Here is a 21,021-nt window from a genome sequence, read left to right as displayed (position 1 = left end):
TAGCACGACACTCATGCTCACCCTCTGGCTCATCACCGACAACAAGCCCGGCCACCGCAGCCAGTTGCAGGGGCTGGCGCAAGCGCTGGCAGCGCGCACGGCGGTCGATACGCACTGGATCGACGCGCCAGCCGGGCGCAGCTCGCTGTGGCAATGGCTCGGGGGCCGCTTCCCAGCCGGCGCAGACCTGCCCGCCCCGGACCTGATCCTCGTCGCCGGCCACCGCACCCACCTCGCCGGCCTCGCCGCCCGGCGCGCACGCGGCGGCAAGCTGGTCGCGCTGATGCGGCCGAGCCTGCCGCTGGGCTGGTTCGATCTGTGCGTGATCCCGCAGCACGACAAGCCGCCCGCCCGCACCAATGTCCTCGCCACCCGCGGCGTGCTCAACACCGCCCGTCCCAGCGCCGAACGCGAGGCCGACACGGGGCTGTTCCTGATCGGCGGTCCATCGAAACACCACGGCTGGGACACCCACGGCCTGCTCGCCCAGATCGACGCCATCCTCGCCGCCACGCCCGGCATGCGGTGGACGCTGACCACCTCGCGGCGCACGCCGGCCGAAACGGAAGCCGCCCTGCTCACCCTGCGCGAACGCGGGGTCGATGTGCGGCCGGTGGCCGACACCCCGCCCGGCTGGGCGATGGCGCAGGTGGCGCGCAGTGCCCAGGCCTGGGTGACGGAAGACAGCGTATCCATGGTGTACGAGAGCCTCACCGCCGGCGCCGCCACCGGCCTGCTCGCGGTGCCGCGGCTGGGCGAGACGCGTATCACGGCCGGGGTGGCGCAGCTGCAGCAGGAGGGTTTCGTTACGCCTTTCGCGGGCTGGCAGCGTGAGGGCCGGCTGCACACGCCACCAACGCCTCTGCGCGAGGCCGACCGCGTCGCGGACGCGGTCCTGTCTCGATGGCCGCAATAGCGCGCGGCGCGATCGCCTAGAATACGGACATCGCCGCAACCCGCCAGGGGCACCGCCATGGGTCTCGCACTGAAAGAGGAAAAGCACCACACCTACGCCGACTACCTCACGTGGCGGGACGACGCGCGCTACGAGCTCATCGACGGCGAAGCTTTCCTGATGGCGCCCGCGCCGCTCATCGAGCATCAGGAAGTCGCGGGCGAGGTGTTTCGCCAGCTGGCCAACCAGCTCGACGGCCAGCCCTGCCGCCCCTACATCGCCCCGGTCGACGTCCGCCTGCCGCGCAAGGACGAGGCCGACGACGCCATCGACACCGTGGTCCAGCCCGACGTCCTGGTGGTGTGCGACCAAGCGAAGATCGACCGCCGCGGCGTACGTGGTGCGCCCGACTGGCTGCTCGAGGTGCTCTCTCCCAGCACGGCCGCCCACGACCAGATCGCCAAACGCCGCACCTACGAACGCGCCGGCGTGCGTGAATATTGGCTGGTGCATCCGGGCGACCGCACGCTCACCGTCTATGTGCTCGAAAACGGCCAGTACGGCCGCCCGGAGATCTACGAACTGAAAGATGAGACCCCGATCGGCGTGCTGCCGGGCGTGTCGATCGCGTGGGATGCGCTCGTGGCGCGTCTGCCAAAGCCGGAGTACTGAACCGAGCGATGAAACCCCTCAAGGTCCTGCAACTGCTCCCCGCGCTCGACAGCGGCGGCGTCGAGCGTGGCACGCTGGAGATCGCGCGCGCGCTGGTCGCGGCCGGGCATGAATCAGCGGTGCTGTCCAAGGGCGGGCGGCTGGTCGAGCAGCTGCAGCGCGAGGGCTCGCGCCACATCACGCTCGACCTCGGGCGCAAGTCGCCGACCACCTTCCTGCAGTACCGCGCGCTGCGCAGGCTTTTCGAGGCCGAGCGCTTCGACATCGTCCACGCGCGCTCGCGCCTGCCCGCCTGGGTGGCCTGGCTCGCCTGGCGTGGAATGCCGGCGGACACGCGCCCGCACTTCGTCACCACGCTGCACGGCATGCACTCGGTGAGCCGCTACAGCGCCATCATGTGCGCTGGCGAGCGCGTGATCGCGGTCAGCGACACGGTGCGCGACTACATCCGCACGCATTACCCGCCGACGCGCTGGCCGCATCTCACCGATGACCGCATCACGGTAATCCCGCGCGGCATCGACCCGGCGGAGTTTCCACGCGACTACCGGCCGTCGGACGAATGGCTGGCGCGTTTCCATGCCGAGTTTCCGCAGATCGGACAGCGCAAGGTGCTGACGCTGCCGGGGCGGCTCACAAGGCTGAAGGGGCATCACGACTTCATCAGCCTCGTCGGCAAGCTGGTCGCCGAAGGGCAGGACGTGGTGGGACTGGTCGTCGGCGGCGAGGACCCGAAGCGGCCAGGCTACGCGAAGGAGATCCGGGAGCGGGTGCAGGCGGAAGGACTGAGCGAGCGCATCGTATTTACCGGGCACCGGACCGATGTGCGCGAGATCTATGCGGTTTCGGACTGCGTGCTGAGCTTGTCGAGCACGCCGGAGTCGTTCGGGCGCACGGTGCTGGAGCCGCTGGCGATGGGGCGGCCGGTGGTGGGGTATGCGCATGGCGGGGTGGCGGAGATTCTCGGGGAGTTGTTCCCGCAGGGGGCAGTGGCGAAGGGGGAGTTAGAAGGGGCGACAAGCCGCGTCAGAGCGGTGCTGGCTGGGCATTCCGGCGCCGTGCTCGCCAATCACAGCTTCCTGCTGGGAGAGATGCAGGCGGCAACGTTGACGCTCTACATGAGCTTAACGACCAGCACAGCCGCACACCGCATCACCCAAGCCACTTCCATCCATGCTTGAAAAAATTCTAATCTGGGCACGGGGTGCCACACTTGAGAACGCCTACTCGCGCGACCGCGTCGTATATCGTTTGCTGCGGCAAAGCGGCGTCCAACTGAGCGTTTTCAGCCCCGCCATTTCTGTGATCGGAGACATCGAGGCCCTGATCAAACGCCTCCCGAAGGCTGATGCCGTGTGGGTACCCAGCTTCCGGCAGCGCGATATCGCTGCGGCTTCGCGCTTTGCACGTCGGCGCGGCATCCCTCTGATTGTTGACCCTCTGATCAGCGCGTATGACAAGCAAGTCAACGAGCGCCGCAAGTTTCCTGCCGATAGCACAAGAGCAAGAAAGCTGCTCGCCCAGGAGCGCGGCCAGTTTTCGGTTGCCGACATCGTAATTGCCGATACGCAGGGGCACGCCGACTACTTCCACGAGATACTCGGCGTCGCACGCACAAAGATTATCGTGCTGCCGGTCGGGGCTGACGAATCCATCTTCAAGGCCCAGCCGCTCAGCCCAATGTGCGAAGGTCGCCCGATTCGCGTGCTCTTTTACGGATCGTTCATTGGCTTGCACGGCTTGCCAACCATCGTCGACGCAATCCGGCAGTATGACGGCCCTGCGGTCGAGTTCCGGTTCATTGGCGAAGGGCCGATGCGCGCTGAGGCTGAGCGGGCACTTATAGCAATGCAAGCTCGCACATCAATCGCCGCGATCCGGTTTGAAGACTGGCTCGACATCAACAGCCTGGCGGGCCGCATTGCGGAGAGCGATATTGTGCTAGGGGTCTTTGGCACGACAGGCAAGGCACTACGCGTGGTGCCAAATAAGGTCTATCAGGCGCTAGCCATGGGGAGACCGGTGATCACCGGCGACACGCCGGCGTTCGACGACAAGTTCCGGAGTTCCACGCCTGCAGCAATCGCCTTCTCCACCCCGGGTAACCCCGGCGCCCTGGCTAAACAGATTGCGGATTGGGCACGCGAGCCCACTTTGCTCGAGCAGAGAGGAGTCACAGCACAGAAACTGTTCAAAACCGAATTCGCCGAGGAGCCGCTCAGGCTAAACCTCATGCGCGATCTGCTTCTTCACCTCTGAGTCTGCCTCCCAAGTTCGCCCGCACTAATCGAAATGCAAACAACAACACGCGACTCCCTATTCGGCGCTCTTCTGGCTGCACCGATCGTGGCCTTTCCATTTGCCCGTTCATATCTCATCTTCTACGTTGCAATCATAATTACGGCCATGATTGCGCGGCGCACAGTGCCTGCCCTGCGAGCAGAGCGCGACCTGGCGCTCGGCGTGGCACTGCTCGCAGGCCCCGTACTGATCACTGTCATCGCGCTCGCACTCAGCACTGGGAACATCGAACGCGTGTGGCTGGAAAAGCTGGGCCTCATCCTGATTGCGGGGCTGCTTGGTTTCTCTATTGTAGGACTCTCAACAGCCCCACGTAGTCGCGACATTGCTGCCGCGATCATTGGGCTGACAATCCTATTCTGGATCTTCGATGGACTCGTGCAGTTGCTCTTCGGAAAGGATCTGTTCGGTATTGCGGCAAATACTCAATCGGGAGGCGAGCGCATCGGAGCCTTCTTCGACAACCCATACAGGTATGGCTACTTCATTGCCTTCCTAGCCGCACTCCCAGCATTCTGGCTGCTTTCGCAATCCAGAGGACGCTTGCTGGGTTCGCTGGCGCTCATCTCCGGCGGCACAGTAGCGCTTGCAGGGGGTAGCCGTTACGCCATGCTCGGATACGGTCTGCTTGCGATGATCTTTGTACTCGTGATGACACGCGGTCTGCCCACCAGTCAGCGTAAAGGTCTCCTGATAGGCGCCCCGATTGCTCTGGCTGCGCTCGTGGGACTTCTTCTTCTGGCAAGCCCAAGTCTCCAACAGCGCATTGCTGACACCCTGATCATCTTGGATGGGGTGGATCGTCATACGCTTAACCTAGCGCTCTCCCACCGCCTAGACATCTGGGAGCCTGCGCTCGCCCTGGCCAGCGACAACTGGCTATTCGGCACGGGCCCCAGCCAGATCACTGCGGCAATCAAGCCCTATCTTCCGCCCGATTCCATCTTCGTAACGCAGAACATCGATGTCATGCACGCGCATCAAGTGCTGATCGAAGTACTCGTGGGCACGGGTGCCATCGGCCTGATCTGTTTCATCGCCTACTATGCGAGGGTAGGCGTCATCGCTTGGCGGCAGCGTGGCGCATCAGCCACGTTCGGCTGGGGTTGCCTGCTCGCGTTTCTGCTCATGTGGATGCCATTCGGCAGCCAAAAGGATATCTACGGCTCTGAGCAAATGCTGCTCTCGTTCTACCTGCTGGGCCTAGGCTTCGGCTTCCTACGCAACAGGGAAACGGCATGAGCCTGCGTGTCAAATTCCTCAGCCGGCTGGCTCCCGGCGAATGGGCACGCTACTTCCCGAACGAAAACGGTCTTTGGGGGAACTGCCACTTCATCTTCGAGCGAGACGAAGCACGTTACGACTGGCTTGTCGCCTACGACGACATTCCGAGCGCACCGGGTCAAGCTCGCACTAGCGCCTGCGAACCACTCAGTTGCCCAGCTCAGAACACGATCCTCATCACAACCGAACCGTCGTCAATCAAAGCCTACGGCAAGTACTTCGCAAGCCAATTCGGACATGTCCTCACCAGCCAGCCCGCCTGGGCACTACCACACCCACAACGGCACTTCCAGCAGGCAGCCAACCACTGGTTCTACGGCAGCGGCAGCCAGAAACGAATGACTAGGGAAGAAATGCTCAAGAGTCCGTGCGCGGCAGACAAGAAGCACGCGATATCGACGGTGTACTCGTCGAAGCGCCAGTGGCACACCATGCATGCCCAACGGTTCGCCTTCATCGAGAAGATGCGTCAACTGCTACCTGAAATGGACCTCTTTGGCCGCGGCGCAACGCCTATGGACGACAAAGCCGAAGCCCTGGCACCCTATCGCTACCATCTCGCGGTCGAAAACCACATAGCCCCACACCACATCACCGAGAAGCTAACCGACGCGTTCCTTGGTCGTTGCCTGCCCTTCTACGCCGGAGCACCCAACGCGGCAGACTACTTCCCTGAAGGGAGCTTCATTCCCATCGACATTCGCGATCCGGAAAGCGCCGCAGCGACAATTCGCACCGCCATTACCAACGACGCATGGTCAGAGCGCCTGACGGCCATCGACGAAGCGCGGCGCCGCACCTTGGAGGAGCATCACCTTTTCGCCGTGGTGGCGCGGATCATCGGGAGTTCGGAATCGTCCCCACACGCTGCAGCCCAGCCAGGCCACGTCCTTTTGAGTCGACACGCCTGGCGCAAGGCACACCCCCTGGGAGCTTTGCTGCACATGGCAGAAAAACTGTACGTCCGCACCCGGACGCTTGCTGAAAAACAACTCACGAAGTGAAGCACATGACCCTTGGCAGCGAGAGCGTCCTGATCATCAAGCACGGCGCCTTTGGCGACATCGTGCAGGCAGACGGCGTCATTCGAGACATCCGCGCGCAACACTCCCAAGCAGAGGTCACGCTACTGACGACGCCGCCGTTTCGCAAGCTCATGAGCCGCTGCCCGCATATCAACCGCATCATCACCGACGCACGACCACCGTTCTGGAAGATTGGCGACTGGCTAGCGCTGGCGGGCAAAGTGCGCCTGGAGGGTTTCACCCACGTCTACGACCTCCAGAAATCCGACCGCAGCGACCTGTACCGCAAGCTGTTTTTCCGCTCAACGAAATGGAACGGGCGCAAGCGTGGGTACCAGCCACCCTCCGCGATTGCGGGCTACATCACTCAACTGACGGATGCCGGCATCCCCGCGACACGCTGCAACAGCCCGGACGTTTCGTGGATGGCCGACGACGTCAGCCAAATCCTCGCTACCGAGGGCGTGCGCAAGCCCTACATTGCCCTCATCCCAGGCTGCTCCGCCAAACACCCACAAAAACGCTGGCCGTACTACGCCGAGCTTGCACAAGCCTTGATTGGGCAAGGCTACGACGTAGTCATGGCGCCCGGACCCGACGAAATCGAACTCTCGAAGAGCATTCCCGGCCACACCCTGCTCGGCCCGAATGGCTTTCTCAACTGGTTCGAACTTGCAGGCGTGCTCAAGGGAGCGTGTTTCGTCGTGGGGAACGACACTGGCCCCAGCCACGTCGCGTCGTGCCTTGGCAAACCTGGCCTTGCCCTGTTCGGACCGCACACCAGCGCCGCACGCACCGGGATCTGTCGCGGCGAGTTCAAAGCAATTGAGGTAACCAACCTGGTCGACCTGGACGTGCAGACTGTCCTCAATGCAGTTCTGAGCAGAATCCCCGCTCAGGAAAACTCGGTATAAGACTTTTCTTCGACGATGCTCGAGCCGCAGTGTTCGTTGATCTGCTTCTTAATCACAGCGCGCTTGTCGTTCTGGATGTAAACCGAGCGTGCGAGCTCGATGAATTTGGCCCCGAAATCGCGCGCAGCCTCACAGGCACGAATGTCGTCCTCGATCACCCACAGCGCCTCATTCACCGCCTGGAGTTCAGCCTCGAGGCGCGCAAGCTCTGGCGTTGCAGCCAGATTCTGCGCGCACGCCGTACTCAGCACCGACAGCTCGTGATTCACGTTCTTAAGCTTGCCCGGGTCGGCCATCCGCTCGGCCTTGATCTTCAGGATCGTGATCTTGTCGATCAGCTCACCTGCACCCACCTCGATCAGCAACGAACCCTTACTCATCATTTCCTTTCCTGTTCAAGCACATGATGTCTACGGCCAGCGCACGTACAACGGCAGACCGACCTGTGAAGATGGGATAATCTCGCGGACAACCCAGGCCGTGGATTCTAACGCATGGCCACATGCGCCCCGCGTCACTGAAAGACAAAAGCACGCCATGAAGAAAATCGCCCTCATCACCGGCATCACGGGCCAGGACGGCTCCTACCTCGCCGAGTTCCTGCTCGCCAAAGGCTACGAAGTCCACGGCATCAAGCGCCGCGCCTCGAGCTTCAACACGCAGCGCATCGACCACATCTACCAGGATCCGCACACCCCCAACCCGCGCATGGTCCTGCACTACGGCGACCTCACCGACTCGTCCAACCTCACCCGCATCCTGCAGCAGGTGCAACCCGACGAGGTCTACAATCTCGGGGCGCAGTCGCATGTAGCGGTGAGCTTCGAGTCGCCCGAGTACACCGCCGACGTCGACGCCATGGGCACGCTGCGCCTGCTCGAGGCCATCCGCCTGCTCGGCCTGGACAAGAAGACGCGCTTCTACCAGGCCTCCACCTCCGAGCTCTACGGCCTGGTACAGGAAATCCCGCAGAAGGAAACCACCCCCTTCTACCCGCGCAGCCCCTATGCGGTGGCCAAGCTCTACGCCTACTGGATCACGGTGAACTACCGCGAGGCCTACGGCATGCATGCCTGCAACGGCATCCTGTTCAACCACGAGAGCCCGCGCCGCGGCGAAACCTTCGTCACCCGCAAGATCACTCGCGGTCTCGCCAACATCGCACAGGGCCTGGAAGACTGCCTGTACATGGGCAACATGGACGCACTGCGCGACTGGGGCCATGCCAAGGACTACGTGCGCATGCAGTGGATGATGCTGCAGCAGGACCAGCCTGAAGACTTCGTGATCGCCACCGGCGTGCAGTATTCGGTACGCGAGTTCATCCGCTGGTCGGCGGCGGAGCTGGGCATCACGCTGCGCTTCGAGGGCAGGGGCGTGGAAGAGCACGCGGTGGTCGAGCACATCGACGGCGAGGGGAGAGAACTGAGAGCCCCCGCGCTGAAGGTGGGCGACGTCATCGTGCGCGTCGATCCACGCTACTTCCGTCCCGCCGAGGTCGAGACCCTGCTCGGCGATCCCGCCAAGGCCAAGGAAAAGCTCGGGTGGACACCGGAGATCACCGTGCAGGAGATGTGCGCGGAAATGGTCGCCGAAGATCTCAAGGTGGCGCAGCGGCATGCGTTCCTGAAGGCGCATGGGCACGATGTGCCGGTGGCTGTTGAAAATTGATCGACTCGAACATCGCGGCTTGCGCCGCTCATACAGAATGAACCTCACCGACACCATCTTCGTTGCCGGCCATCGCGGCATGGTCGGCTCGGCGATCGTGCGCCGGCTACAGGCGCTTGGCTACGCCAACATCCTCACCGCCGGCCGCGACGCGCTCGACCTCACCAACCAACACGCGGTCAATGCCTTCTTCGCCGCCCAGCGCATCGACCAGGTCTATCTGGCCGCGGCCAAGGTCGGCGGCATCCACGCCAACAACACCTACCCGGCCGAGTTCATCCACCAGAACCTGATGATCGAGGCCAACATCATCCACGCCGCCCACACCCACGGCGTGCACAAGCTGATGTTCCTCGGCTCCTCGTGCATCTATCCCAAGCTCGCCGAGCAGCCGATGAAGGAAGAGGCGCTGCTCACCGGCCTGCTCGAGCCCACCAACGAGCCCTACGCGATCGCCAAGATCGCCGGCATCAAACTGTGCGAGAGCTACAACCGCCAGTACGGCCGCGACTACCGCAGCGCCATGCCCACCAACCTCTACGGCCCGGGCGACAACTTCCACCCCGAGAACAGCCACGTCATCCCCGCGCTGATGCGGCGCATCCACGAGGCCAAGCTGGAGCAGGTGCCCGAAGTGGTGATCTGGGGCAGCGGCACGCCGATGCGGGAGTTTCTACATGTCGATGACCTGGCCGAGGCGGTAGTGCATCTGCAGAACATCCCGCAGGAGCGCTACGCGAGCGAGACCGAACCGATGCGCTCGCACATCAATGTGGGCACGGGAACGGACGTAACCATTCGCGAACTGGCCGAGACGCTCGTAGAGGTGATCGGTTACGAGGGTAGGCTGGTGTTCGACACCACCAAGCCGGATGGAACGCCGCGCAAGCTGATGGATGTTGGCCGACTGGCGAGACTGGGGTGGCAGGCGCGCGTTTCACTGCAGAAGGGCCTGGAAGAAACGTACGAGTGGTTCGTGACATACGATAGCGCAGCAAGGACTTAGGGCTCTATGCCGTTTCCAGTGGAAATTGACTTCTCAACAAACATGACGGTAGCGCCCGTAGTCGCGGGGGATGGCCGGCACCAAGGGGCTTTGTGGTAGATGCTTGAGCTTGGACATGCGCAGGTAGGCAATCGCGATGAAGTTCTCGGGGTCCCGGAAGCCTCGGGCAGCGGACTTCGCTTTCTGAAGCAGGCCGTTCATCGCCTCGACGTAGGCGTTGCTGCGCCCATCGAGCATGCCGCGCACGACGCCACCGAGATGTTCCTTCAACGTGGCCGCCAGGCGCTTGAACGGTTCGAGCCGCGAGCGTCGCGCCCAACTCATCCACTTCGTCAGTGCCCCGAGGGCGATCGCGTCGCTGTTGCTGTCGCGCGCCTCGCGGTAGACGAGCCGCAGGGCCTGCTTGAGCCGCCAGGCCCGCGCGCTCTTCAGGTTCGAGCGCTGCAGCCAGTGCATCGCCTCGAACTGCGCGCGGGTCCAGCTCGCCGCGTCCTTTCGCATGCCCCACAGCAACTGGCGAAGGGTCTTCTTGCTGTCTGCGCCGACCGCTTCGCGGACCGCCGCAGCCGAGGTTCGCATCTCCTCGCGGCGCACCTCATCCATCGCCGCATTGGCCAGGGCAACGACGTGGAAGCGGTCGTAGCTGATCTGCGCGCTGGGCAGCGACTGGCCAATCCCCTTGGCGTAGGCCGCGCTCATGTCGATGCAGGCGTGCTCGATCCTGGCCGGATCGCCGCCGTGCGCACGCAGGTCATCGGCAAAGGCTCCCAAGGTTTGATGGTCACGACCGGGGCAGGCGAACAGCAAGCGCTTGGCCGCCAGGTCATGCACCACGGTGATGTACTGGTGCCCACGCTTGACGCTGGTCTCATCGATGCCCACGTGCCGCACGCCCGACATGTCGTCCTTGGCGCGGGCCACCTCGACATAGTGGCGCACCCGCCGCCACAGCCGCTTTGGCGCAACCCGCATCTGATTGGCGGCCTGGGTTACCGGCAATTCCCGGCACAGCGACAGGCCCAGCGCCTCGAACAGCAACGTGAAGCCACTGCCCTCGCGTGCCCACGGCACCGGCAACTGCGCGGTCTTGCCGCAGCCCGAGCACTGCACGCGCGGCACCTCAGCATGCAACCACGCTTCGAACTGGAAGAAATCCAGGTGTCGCCAACTGCGGCGCACCCGGTCATGGATCAACTGATGCTCGACCCCGCACGCAGGGCAGGCTGCACGCTTGCCGGTGTGCTCGACCTCGAAGTCGATGCGCCGCTTGGCCGTGTTGAGCTCGACCTTGGCGACGTGCCAGGGCGGCTGCAGGCCAAGTGCGGTGGTGAAGAGGGCTTCGATCTGGTTGTTCATCGGGTGCGAGGTCGGCGTCAGTGTCGGGCGGTTGTACCACCGCAGATCATGTTTGTTGAGAAGTCAATTTCCACTGGAAACGGCATAGAGCCGGACTTAGCTGAGCAGATTCAACACTTTCCCCTCAACCGCGTCCTATCACCTTCGTCCAATGTCATCACACCGCCGATAGGTGGGATAATCCGGGTTTTGCCGCACCATCTCGCCGACATGCAGAACACCCAGCCGCACGCCCAGCCCTACGACGACGAGATCGACTTGCGCCAGCTCGTTGCAGTACTGTGGCGTCAGAAGGTGATGATCACCGCCATAGGTATCCTTGGCGCTGCCATTGGGGTGGGCGCGAGCATCAGTTCTACGAAGCATGTCGCCGAGGGGCTCTTCATCACCCCAGGCGTCTCGGCCAGCAACTACAAGCGTTACGAGAGCGTCTTCTCCAACGGCGCCCGCCTGCAGCAATACCTCCAAAGTACCAACCAGGCGACCACCCACGACGGCGCATTGCTCGTCAAGCTCGCCGACGAGCCGAACGGTCTCACCAACGCCCTCAAGCCGGAGTTCGCCTTTACCGACCGCGACTCCAAAGCATTCGGCGTTAAAGTGGAAGATGCAGCCGGCGCCATGATTGGCGTACGCATCCAAGTCGCCCACAAAGCCCCCACGGGCGGCACGCCGGTCACCCTGCTCGCCGAGTACGTCCGCGACTCCATCATCAGGGTCGATATGGAAGCCACCATGCTCAGCCAGTGCAACAGCTTCCGCACCCGCGAGCAGGAACTGCGCAACGCCCAGATCCAGAACGACTTTGCCATTCGCCAGGAAGAAAGCCGACTGGCCAACCTGCGCGACATCATCGCCCGCAACCCCGAGGCCAGCGGCATCGGCAACAGCCAGATCGTCTCAGTAGAAAGAGGCGCCGAACGCTTCCTTTCGCCAGCAGCGCAGCTCGTCGCCTCCGAAATCCAGATTGGCGAACTGAAGCTCGCCGAAGTGCTGCGCGAGCGCGACCGCATCGCCAGTGCCCTCAAGCGCGACTATTACTGCCAGGCGCAGCAAGCCCTGCAGCAACCCACCACGGGCCGCGCCTTCCTCGACGGCATCCAGAACATCCAGGCTGCAGCATTCCAAGGTCAGGACAAATCCATCGACGTCGTCGAACAGGCCTGGAACGAACTCGACGTCGAGCGCGCTAACTGGATCAACACCTACCTGCAGTCGATGCGCTTCGTCGCCTCCCCCGAAGGCACCGAGATCAAGCAACGCAAACCCGGACTGGCCCTCGGCATCGTGTTGGGCGGCATGCTCGGCGGTATGCTGGGCATCATGATCGCGCTCATCCGTGCCTGGTGGCGTAGCGGGTTCGAAGCGGCCAACGCAAACAACACCAAGGCCTGACCCCATGTGTGGAATCGTCGCCGCCGTCTCACCGGCCGCCAACATCGTTCCCGTCCTGCTCGAAGGCCTGCGCAAGCTCGAATACCGCGGCTATGACTCGGCAGGCATCGCCGTGCTCAACGGCGCCGGCGTTCAGCGCGTGCGCACCGCCGGCCGCGTGGCCGAGCTGGCGGCGGCGAGCAAGGGCGTCGCCGCCCATGCCGGCATCGCCCACACGCGCTGGGCCACCCACGGCGCGCCGAGCGAGCGCAACGCCCACCCGCACGTCTCGGGCGGCATCGCCGTCGTGCATAACGGCATCATCGAGAACCACGAGGCCCTGCGCAGCGCGCTCAGCGCCCAGGGATACGTCTTCACATCGGACACCGACACCGAAACCATCGCGCACCTGGTCGAGGCCGAGCTGCGCGCGCGGCCCGACCTCTTCGACGCCGTGCTCGCCGCCACCCGCCAACTGGTCGGCGCCTATGCCATCGCCGTCATCGACGAGCGCCAGCCGGGCAAGGTCGTCGTCGCGCGCGAAGGCTCGCCGCTACTGCTCGGCCTGGTCGAGGACGGCGCACATGCCGGGCACTACGCCGCGTCCGACGCCTCTGCCCTGCTGCAGGTCACGCGCAAGCTCATCTACCTGGAGAACGGCGACATCGCCGAGCTCACCGCCGATAGCCTGCGCATCGCCGACGCCAGCGGCGCGCCGGTCGAGCGCCCCGTCGTCGTCTCGCAGCTTTCCGCCGATGCGGTCGAGCTCGGCCAGTACCGCCACTACATGCAGAAGGAGATCTTCGAGCAGCCCGAGGCCCTGGCCAACACGCTCGAGCTCATCGGCAACGGCGGCAGGCTGCAGCCCGGCATCTTCGGCGCCGACGCGGCGGACCTGCTGGCGGGCGTGCGCTCGGTGCTGATCCTCGCCTGCGGCACCAGCTACCACTCCGGCGTCACCGCGCGCTACTGGCTCGAATCGCTCGCCGGCATCCCCTGTACGGTCGAGATCGCCAGCGAATACCGCTACCGCAGCTCGGTGGCCGACCCCGACCAGCTCGTCGTGGCCATCTCGCAATCGGGCGAAACCGCCGACACCCTGGCCGCGCTGCGCCACGCCAAGGACCTCGGCCACACCCGCACGCTGGCCATCTGCAACGTGCCGGAATCGGCCATCGTGCGCGAATGCGCGCTGCGCTTCATCACCCGCGCCGGGCCGGAGATCGGCGTCGCCTCCACCAAGGCCTTCACCACCCAGCTCGCGGCGCTGTTCCTGCTGACCCTGGTCGTCGGCAAGCTGCGCGGCCGCATCGACGAACAGGCTGAGCACGACCAACTGGCCCGCCTGCGCCACCTGCCGGTCGCCGTCGCCCGCGTGCTGGAACTCGAGCCCAGCATCCAGGCCTGGGCGCAGAACATCGCCCACCGCCATCACGCCCTCTTCCTCGGTCGCGGCCGGCACTGGCCGATCGCGCTCGAAGGCGCACTCAAGCTCAAGGAAATCTCCTACATCCACGCCGAAGCCTACGCCGCCGGCGAACTCAAGCACGGCCCGCTCGCCCTGGTCGACCGCGACATGCCCGTCATCGCCGTCGCCCCCAACGACAGCCTGCTCGACAAGCTCAAGTCCAACCTCAAGGAAGTCCAGGCCCGCGGCGGCGAGCTGTATGTCTTCGCGGATGCCGACAGCCACTTCCCCGAGACCGCGCAGATCCACGTGCTACGGCTGCCGGAGCATTACGGTGATTTGTCGCCGATCCTGCACGTGGTGCCGCTGCAGTTGCTGGCGTATCACACGGCGCTGGCGAAGGGGACGGATGTGGATAAGCCGAGGAATTTGGCGAAGTCGGTCACAGTTGAATAATCAAACCCAGCGAATCACCTAATGCACACCCTTTCTGACATCAAGCTCGCCGTCATCGGCCTCGGTTACGTCGGCCTGCCGCTGGCCGTCGAATTCGCCAAGCAACGCGACGTCCTCGGCTTCGACATCAATCGGGCGCGTATCGACGCCCTGCGCGCGGGCCACGACAGCACGCTCGAGGTCTCGGACGAAGAAATGCGCGAGGCGAAGGGCCTGCGCTACTCCTCCGATCCACAGGACCTCGCGGCCTGCAACGTCTTCATCGTCACCGTGCCCACACCGATCGACGAACACAAGCGGCCCGACCTGACCCCGCTGATCAAGGCCTCCGAGACCATCGGCAAGGTCCTGAAGAAAGGCGACATCGTCATTTACGAATCCACCGTCTACCCCGGCGCCACCGAGGAAGACTGCGTCCCGGTCCTCGAAAAATTCTCCGGCCTCAAGTTCAACGAAGACTTCTACGCCGGCTACAGCCCCGAGCGCATCAACCCGGGCGACAAGGAACACCGCGTCTCCACGATCAAGAAGGTCACGTCCGGCTCCACGCCCGAGGTCGCCGAACTGGTCGACCAGCTCTACCGCAGCATCATCGTCGCCGGCACCCACAAGGCCAAGAGCATCCGTATCGCCGAGGCCGCCAAGGTCATCGAGAATACCCAGCGCGACCTCAATATCGCGCTGATGAACGAACTCTCGGTGCTCTTCGCCCGCCTCGACATTGATACCCTCGCCGTGCTCGAAGCGGCCGGCACGAAGTGGAACTTCCTCCCCTTCCGTCCCGGCCTGGTCGGCGGCCACTGCATCGGCGTAGATCCTTACTACCTAACCGACAAGGCCGAGAAGGTGGGCTACATCCCGCAGGTCATCCTCGCCGGACGTCGCATCAACGACAACATGGGCCGCTACGTCGCCCGCACCACCATCAAGAAAATGGTGCAGAACAAGATCGACCTTTCCAGCGCCACGGTTGGAGTGCTGGGGCTAACCTTCAAGGAAAACTGTCCCGACATCCGCAACAGCAAGGTCATCGACATCATCCGCGAGTTCCAGGACTTCGGGATCCGCGTCGTCGCGACCGACCCCTATGCCGACCCCGACGAGCTGGCCCATGAATACCCCGGTGTCGAGCTCGGCGCCGTCAATGCCGACCATCCCGTGGACGCGCTCGTCATGGCTGTGGCCCATCAGGAATACGCCGCCCTGGCCGCGACCGACATCAAGACCCTGCTTAAGTCGCCCGGCGCCGTGGTGGCCGACGTCAAGGGTCTTTTCGACCCCGATCAACTCAAGCAAGCCGGCATCTGTGCCTGGAGACTCTGACATGCAGTTCGCCCCCCCCATCACCGACCGCAAGATCCGCTTCGCCCTTGTCGGCTGCGGTCGCATCGCGCAAAACCACTTCGCTGCCATGGAGAAGCATGGCGATCGTTGCGAGATTGTCGACGTCTGCGACATCAACCCCGTCGCACTCGAAGCTGCAGTTGCCAGGACCGGCGCCCGTGGCCACACCAAGCTCACCACCCTGCTCGCCAGCACCACGGCCGACTGCATCATCCTCACCACGCCGAGCGGCCTGCACCCGGCGCAAGCGATCGAGATTGCCGAAGCCGGCAAGCACGTGATGACCGAGAAGCCCATGGCGACCCGGTGGCAGGACGGCCTCAAGATGGTCGAAGCCTGCGACAAGGCCGGCGTACGCCTCTTCGTCGTCAAGCAGAACCGGCGCAACGCCACGCTGCAACTCCTCAAGAGCGCCGTGGAGCAGAAGCGCTTCGGCAAAATCTACGCCGTCGCGGTCAACGTCTTCTGGACGCGCCCCCAGGATTACTACGACAGCGCCAAGTGGCGCGGCACCTGGGAATTCGACGGCGGCGCCTTCATGAACCAGGCCAGCCACTACATCGACCTGCTCGACTGGCTCATCGGCCCCGTCGAATCTGTCATGGCTTACACCGGCACCCTGGAGCGCGACATCGAGGTGGAAGACTCGGGCGTGGCAGCCATCCGCTGGCGCAGCGGCGCCATGGGTACGCTCAACGTCAGCATGCTCACCTACCCCAAGAACCTCGAAGGCAGCATCACCATCCTCGGCGAGAAGGGCACGGTGCGCGTCGGCGGCGTTGCGGTAAACGAGATCCAGCACTGGGAATTTGACGAGCAGCGTCCCGAAGACGAAGACATCAAGCAGGCCAGCTACGCCACGACCAGCGTCTACGGTTTCGGCCACCCGCTCTACTACGACAATGTGATCAAGACGCTACGCGGCGAAGCCCAAGCCGAGACCGACGGCCGCGAAGGCCTCAAGAGCCTCGAGCTGCTCATCGCCATGTACCTGTCGTCGCGTGACGGCAAGCGCGTGGCACTGCCGCTGGAGTACTGAGACGTGCGTGTGGCGGTCGTCGGCGCTGGCATCGTGGGGGCGTGCACCGCCTGGGCGCTCGCGCGTCGCGGCGTGGCGTGCACCCTTTACGAGCGCAGGCAACCCATGGGCGAGACCAGCCGCGCGTCGTCCAAGCTGTTGCACGGCGGCCTTCGTTACCTGGAAACCGGGCAGTTCCGCCTCGTCGGCAAGGCACTGCACGCCCGCAGCGACTGGCTGGAACTCGCCCCGCACCTGTGCCACCGCCTCGAAATGCTGCTGCCCATGTACCGCGAGAAGGGGCGTTCGCAGCTCACCATCGCGGCCGGCATCCGCATCTACGACGTGCTGGCCATGGGCAGCGGCTTTCCGCGTGCGCGCATGCTCAACCCGGCCGACGTACTCGCCCTGCAGCCGGGGCTGTCGGCCGGGGGGCTCGTCGGTGCGTGGGCCTTCTTCGATGCGCAGATGGACGACTATGCCCTCGGCAACTGGGTGGTCGACCAGTTCTGTGATCTGGGCGGCGAGTTGGTCACCGACCATGAGGTGCGCGACCTTGCCGAGCTAGACGGCTACGACCGCATCGTGAATGCCACCGGCCCTTGGGCCATGCAACTGCGCGAGACCGTGCCCGGCAAGCCGAGCCACCACCTCGACTGGGTGCGTGGCAGCCACATCGTGCTCGACCGTCCGTGCCCAGCGGCCATGCTGCTCGAAGTGCCCGGCTCCAGCCGCATCTTCTTCGTGCTGCCCCATCAAGGTCGCACCCTAGTGGGCACGACAGAGGTGCGCCAGACCGGCCCCAACAATCCCGGCCCGAGCGAGAACGAGATCCGTTACCTGCTCGACGCCCACAACTTCTACCTGGCCCCTGCCGCCACGCACTACGACGTGGTCGAGGTTTTCTCTGGCGTGCGCCCGCTGCTGCGCAGCGCCGACAACCCCTCCGAAGCGACCCGCGAATGGGCCTTCGAGCGCACCGCCAAGGTGCTCCACATCTACGGCGGCAAATGGACCACCGCCAAGCTCCAAGGCGACGACGCCGCACAAAGGATCCTGCAATGACCCAGAACACCCCCTACACCGTCCACCCCAGCGCCATCGTCGACGAAGGCGCCCAGATCGGCGAAGGCTCGCGCGTCTGGCACTTCGCCCACGTCTGCGCCGGCGCGCGCATCGGCAAGGGCGTCTCGCTCGGGCAGAACGTTTTCGTCGGCAACAAGGTCGTCATCGGGGACAAGTGCAAGGTGCAGAACAACGTCTCGGTGTACGACAACGTCACCCTGGAAGAAGGCGTGTTCTGCGGCCCCAGCATGGTGTTCACCAACGTTTATAACCCGCGCTCGCTCATCGAGCGCAAGAGCGAATACCGCGACACCCTTGTCAAGCGCGGCGCCACCCTGGGCGCCAACTGCACCATCGTTTGTGGCACCACCATTGGCGAATTCGCCTTCATCGGCGCCGGCGCCGTCATCAACAAGGACGTCAAGCCCTACGCCCTCATGGTCGGCGTGCCCGCCCGACAGGTCGGCTGGATGAGCGAACACGGCGAACAGATCCCGCTGCCGGTGAAAGGCAAGGGCGAATACATCTGCCCGCACGCCGGCACGCGCTACGCGCTCGACGGCGACACCCTCACCACATCGCAAGCCCAGTAAATCGGAAGCCCAGTAAAAATGATCGAATTCTGCGACCTCAAAGCCCAACAAGCCCGCATCAAGGACAAGATCGACGCCGGCATCCAGCGCGTGCTGGCCCATGGCCAGTACATCCTCGGCCCCGAAGTGGCCGAGTTAGAAGAAAAGCTCGCCGCCTTTGTCGGCGCCAAGCACTGCATCACCTGCGCCAACGGCACCGACGCCCTGCAGATCGCCCAGATGGCGGTGGGCGTGGCCCACGGCGACGAGGTGATCACCCCGGGTTTCACCTACATCGCCACCGCCGAAACCGTCGCCGTGCTTGGCGCCAAGCCTCTGTATGTCGATATCGGCCCGCGCACTTACAACCTCGACCCTGCGCTGCTCGAAGCCGCCATCACGCCCAAGACCCGCGCCATCATCCCGGTGAGCCTGTACGGTCAGTGCGCAGACTTCGATGCCATCAACGCCATTGCCGCCAAGCACGGCATTCCGGTTATCGAAGACGCCGCGCAGAGCTTCGGCGCCAGCTACAAGGGCCGCATGTCGTGCAACCTCAGCACCATTGCCTGCACCAGCTTCTTCCCTAGCAAGCCACTTGGTTGCTACGGCGACGGCGGGGCGATCTTCACGAACGACGACGAGTTCGCCAAGGTCATCCGCCAGATCGCCCGCCACGGCCAGGATCGCCGTTACCACCACATCCGCGTGGGTGTGAACAGCCGCCTCGACACCCTGCAGGCTGCCATCCTGCTGCCCAAGCTCGAGATCCTCGCCGAGGAGGTTCAACTCCGCCAGCAGGTCGCCGCCAACTACGACCGCCTGTTCAACGAAGCCGGCATCGACACTACACCCTACATCGAGCCGCACAACGTCAGCGCCTGGGCGCAGTACACCGTTCAAGTCGACCGCCGAGAAAAAATCCAGGACCAGCTAAAGGCTGCAGGCATACCTACCGCGGTTCATTACCCGATTCCGCTCAACAAGCAACCCGCCGTAGCCGACACAACCGCCACGTTGCCGACCGGCGACTCCGTTGCACATCGCGTCATGAGCCTACCAATGCACCCCTATCTGGATCAGGCATCACAACAACAAATCACCGAGACCCTGAAGAAAGCCTGCACTAACTCAGACAAGTAACCACAGTGTTTAACGCACTTCTCCCAGTGCGCCGCTACGCGCGCAACCAAATAGCCCAGATTGCGAAGACTTGCTGTGTGCTGACCATTGCCCTTTCCGAGAATTCTCTGACCAGCGCCCTTTCACTCCTGCACGCACGGCAGGGTATGCAAGTGCCAGATAGCTTGTTCGGTGCGTAAAGGCCTTCCGATGTCGAATGCCAAGCGCAGTTTCATACGCTCAATATCAGTATTGGTGGGGGGCACCGCCGCCGGCCAGGCAATCACTGCGTTGGCTATGCCGGCGCTATCGCGGCTATATCAACCAGCCGACTTCGGCACCTTGGCCGTGTTCATGGGCATCGTCACAACCGTAAGTGTGGCAGCCTGCCTTCGCTATGACATAGCGATTGCAGTACCCGAATCAGATGAGGACGGTCTTGCATTGCTTGCTCTGTCCCTGATCTCCGCTACGTTGATTAGCCTTCTTTCAGCTCTGGCCATTGCAGTGGGATTTGACTATTTGGCCGAATGGCTAGACGCAGAGCATCTACATGCGGGCAAGTGGCTCATTCCTGTGGGGATTTTTTCTGCAGCCGCGTGGAGTGCGTTACAAAACTGGCATATCCGCAAACACAACTTCCCGTTGATGGCGCGGGCTCGGATTAGTCAGGCGCTAGCCATGGTGAGCACACAAAGCGCCTCCGCCTTGGCCAGTTTCGGCCCCGTTGGTCTTGTCGCAGGACCACCCGTGGGTTTCGTTGTTAGTGGTGCATGGTTCTTGAAACGAGCGTTGGAAGATCTGTTGGACTGGCTAAAACGCGGGCAAATAACAGACCTGCGCCGCGTTGCGCGCGAGTTTCGCCGGTTCCCGGCCTACTCGACTTGGGAGGCCTTATTCAATCAGGCTGCGATTCACCTGCCGATCATACTGATCGCGGCGAGCACCACAGTTGCAGAGGCTGGCTACTTGATGCTCGCCATGTATGTACTGCAAGCACCGCTCGGTTTACTCGGATCCGCCATCGGGCAGGTCTATTTGTCAAGAGCACCTCAGGCGCATCGCGAAGGCAACTTGGCCGAATTCACCAATGAAGTACTCCGTAACCTAGTCAAAGCTGGGACGGGGCCCATACTTGCAATTGGGGTTTTGTCCCCAGTCCTGTTCCCGCTCGTTTTCGGCCCCGATTGGGAACGGGCTGGATGGCTGGTTGCATGGATGACTCCGTGGTTCCTTTTGCAGTTCCTAGCGTCCCCTATTTCTATGGCGCTTCACGTCGTGGGCGCCCAACGCGCTGCAATGGGTCTCCAGTTTTTTTCGCTCTCTATTCGCCTCGGAATGACGTGGATAGCTACAACATGGATGGACGGCCTTGTCGCTGAAGTTTACGCGGTTTCTGGAGCCATCGTATATGGAAGCTACTTCATCGCAATTAAAAGCCATTTGGCAGGATATCGGGCAAGCTCAAAAAACTCTAGCTCAATTTGACGAAGAAACTACCTCAGACGCTGACTCAACCAATAACAGCGATGATCCAA

The 21,021-nt window shown here is 63.4% G+C and carries 19 protein-coding genes; 17 read left to right on the top strand and 2 right to left on the bottom strand.

Annotated features, from left to right (window positions below; translation table 11 throughout):
• Positions 1–13: 13 nt before the first annotated feature.
• Genes LQF09_RS03105 through LQF09_RS03075 form a run of 7 tightly spaced genes read left to right on the top strand, consistent with a single transcriptional unit; the run spans position 14 to position 7,091 of the window.
• Positions 14–916, top strand: coding sequence for a mitochondrial fission ELM1 family protein (locus tag LQF09_RS03105; RefSeq protein ID WP_270069183.1), 903 nt, complete (start codon positions 14–16; stop codon positions 914–916).
• A 57-nt stretch (positions 917–973) separates the two neighbouring features.
• Positions 974–1,567, top strand: a complete 594-nt coding sequence (locus LQF09_RS03100; protein WP_270069182.1) for a Uma2 family endonuclease — start codon at positions 974–976, stop codon at positions 1,565–1,567.
• An 8-nt stretch (positions 1,568–1,575) separates the two neighbouring features.
• On the top strand, positions 1,576–2,748 hold the full coding sequence (locus LQF09_RS03095; protein WP_270069181.1) for a glycosyltransferase family 4 protein: 1,173 nt from the start codon (positions 1,576–1,578) through the stop codon (positions 2,746–2,748).
• Positions 2,741–3,826, top strand: a complete 1,086-nt coding sequence (locus LQF09_RS03090) for a glycosyltransferase (RefSeq protein WP_270069180.1) — start codon at positions 2,741–2,743, stop codon at positions 3,824–3,826. The genes LQF09_RS03095 and LQF09_RS03090 overlap by 8 nt, the downstream gene beginning before the upstream one ends.
• Positions 3,827–3,859: 33 nt before the next feature.
• Complete coding sequence (locus LQF09_RS03085; RefSeq protein WP_270069179.1) at positions 3,860–5,110, top strand: O-antigen ligase family protein; 1,251 nt, start codon at positions 3,860–3,862, stop codon at positions 5,108–5,110.
• Positions 5,107–6,156, top strand: coding sequence for a glycosyltransferase family 10 domain-containing protein (locus LQF09_RS03080; RefSeq protein WP_270069178.1), 1,050 nt, complete (start codon positions 5,107–5,109; stop codon positions 6,154–6,156). The genes LQF09_RS03085 and LQF09_RS03080 overlap by 4 nt, the downstream gene beginning before the upstream one ends.
• A 5-nt stretch (positions 6,157–6,161) precedes the next feature.
• A complete protein-coding gene (locus tag LQF09_RS03075) occupies positions 6,162–7,091 on the top strand; it encodes a glycosyltransferase family 9 protein (protein ID WP_270069177.1) in 930 nt (309 codons plus the stop codon).
• Here the strand turns inward: LQF09_RS03075 and LQF09_RS03070 are convergent.
• Positions 7,073–7,456, bottom strand: a complete 384-nt coding sequence (locus LQF09_RS03070; protein ID WP_270069176.1) for a DUF6165 family protein — start codon at positions 7,454–7,456, stop codon at positions 7,073–7,075. The two genes, LQF09_RS03075 and LQF09_RS03070, sit on opposite strands and share 19 nt — an antisense overlap.
• 172 nt (positions 7,457–7,628) lie before the next feature.
• Between LQF09_RS03070 and gmd the strand changes: the two genes are divergently transcribed.
• Both gmd and fcl read left to right on the top strand, forming a co-directional pair.
• Complete coding sequence (gene gmd, locus LQF09_RS03065; RefSeq protein ID WP_270069175.1) at positions 7,629–8,762, top strand: GDP-mannose 4,6-dehydratase; 1,134 nt, start codon at positions 7,629–7,631, stop codon at positions 8,760–8,762.
• A gap of 37 nt (positions 8,763–8,799) precedes the next feature.
• A complete protein-coding gene (fcl, locus tag LQF09_RS03060; protein WP_270069174.1) occupies positions 8,800–9,768 on the top strand; it encodes a GDP-L-fucose synthase in 969 nt (322 codons plus the stop codon).
• Positions 9,769–9,801: 33 nt separating this feature from the next.
• Here fcl and LQF09_RS03055 read toward each other — a convergent pair whose 3' ends face one another.
• Positions 9,802–11,124 (bottom strand): ISL3 family transposase, encoded by a 1,323-nt coding sequence (locus tag LQF09_RS03055; protein WP_270069173.1) that lies wholly within the window; start codon positions 11,122–11,124, stop codon positions 9,802–9,804.
• Positions 11,125–11,172: 48 nt separating this feature from the next.
• On the opposite strand from LQF09_RS03055, the gene LQF09_RS03050 reads away from it, so the two are divergent.
• From LQF09_RS03050 to LQF09_RS03015, 8 genes are all read left to right on the top strand, one after another.
• A complete protein-coding gene (locus LQF09_RS03050; RefSeq protein ID WP_333482877.1) occupies positions 11,173–12,519 on the top strand; it encodes a Wzz/FepE/Etk N-terminal domain-containing protein in 1,347 nt (448 codons plus the stop codon).
• A gap of 4 nt (positions 12,520–12,523) precedes the next feature.
• Positions 12,524–14,362, top strand: a complete 1,839-nt coding sequence (gene glmS / locus LQF09_RS03045; RefSeq protein ID WP_270069172.1) for a glutamine--fructose-6-phosphate transaminase (isomerizing) — start codon at positions 12,524–12,526, stop codon at positions 14,360–14,362.
• Positions 14,363–14,383: 21 nt separating this feature from the next.
• Positions 14,384–15,685, top strand: coding sequence for a nucleotide sugar dehydrogenase (locus LQF09_RS03040; protein ID WP_270069171.1), 1,302 nt, complete (start codon positions 14,384–14,386; stop codon positions 15,683–15,685).
• A 1-nt stretch (position 15,686) separates the two neighbouring features.
• Positions 15,687–16,745 (top strand): Gfo/Idh/MocA family protein, encoded by a 1,059-nt coding sequence (locus LQF09_RS03035; RefSeq protein WP_270069170.1) that lies wholly within the window; start codon positions 15,687–15,689, stop codon positions 16,743–16,745.
• A 3-nt stretch (positions 16,746–16,748) separates the two neighbouring features.
• Positions 16,749–17,789 carry a glycerol-3-phosphate dehydrogenase/oxidase gene (locus LQF09_RS03030; protein ID WP_270069169.1) on the top strand — a complete coding sequence of 347 codons (1,041 nt, stop codon included), beginning with the start codon at positions 16,749–16,751 and terminating at the stop codon, positions 17,787–17,789.
• Positions 17,786–18,382, top strand: coding sequence for an acyltransferase (locus tag LQF09_RS03025; protein ID WP_270069168.1), 597 nt, complete (start codon positions 17,786–17,788; stop codon positions 18,380–18,382). The genes LQF09_RS03030 and LQF09_RS03025 overlap by 4 nt, the downstream gene beginning before the upstream one ends.
• 18 nt (positions 18,383–18,400) lie before the next feature.
• On the top strand, positions 18,401–19,504 hold the full coding sequence (locus LQF09_RS03020) for a DegT/DnrJ/EryC1/StrS family aminotransferase (protein WP_270069167.1): 1,104 nt from the start codon (positions 18,401–18,403) through the stop codon (positions 19,502–19,504).
• A 189-nt stretch (positions 19,505–19,693) separates the two neighbouring features.
• Positions 19,694–20,971 carry a lipopolysaccharide biosynthesis protein gene (locus LQF09_RS03015; RefSeq protein ID WP_270069166.1) on the top strand — a complete coding sequence of 426 codons (1,278 nt, stop codon included), beginning with the start codon at positions 19,694–19,696 and terminating at the stop codon, positions 20,969–20,971.
• Positions 20,972–21,021 lie beyond the last annotated feature (50 nt).

Source organism: Thauera sp. WB-2, from assembly GCF_027594845.1.
Taxonomy (GTDB): domain Bacteria; phylum Pseudomonadota; class Gammaproteobacteria; order Burkholderiales; family Rhodocyclaceae; genus Thauera; species Thauera mechernichensis.
This window is presented reverse-complemented; position numbering and strand designations above follow the sequence as displayed.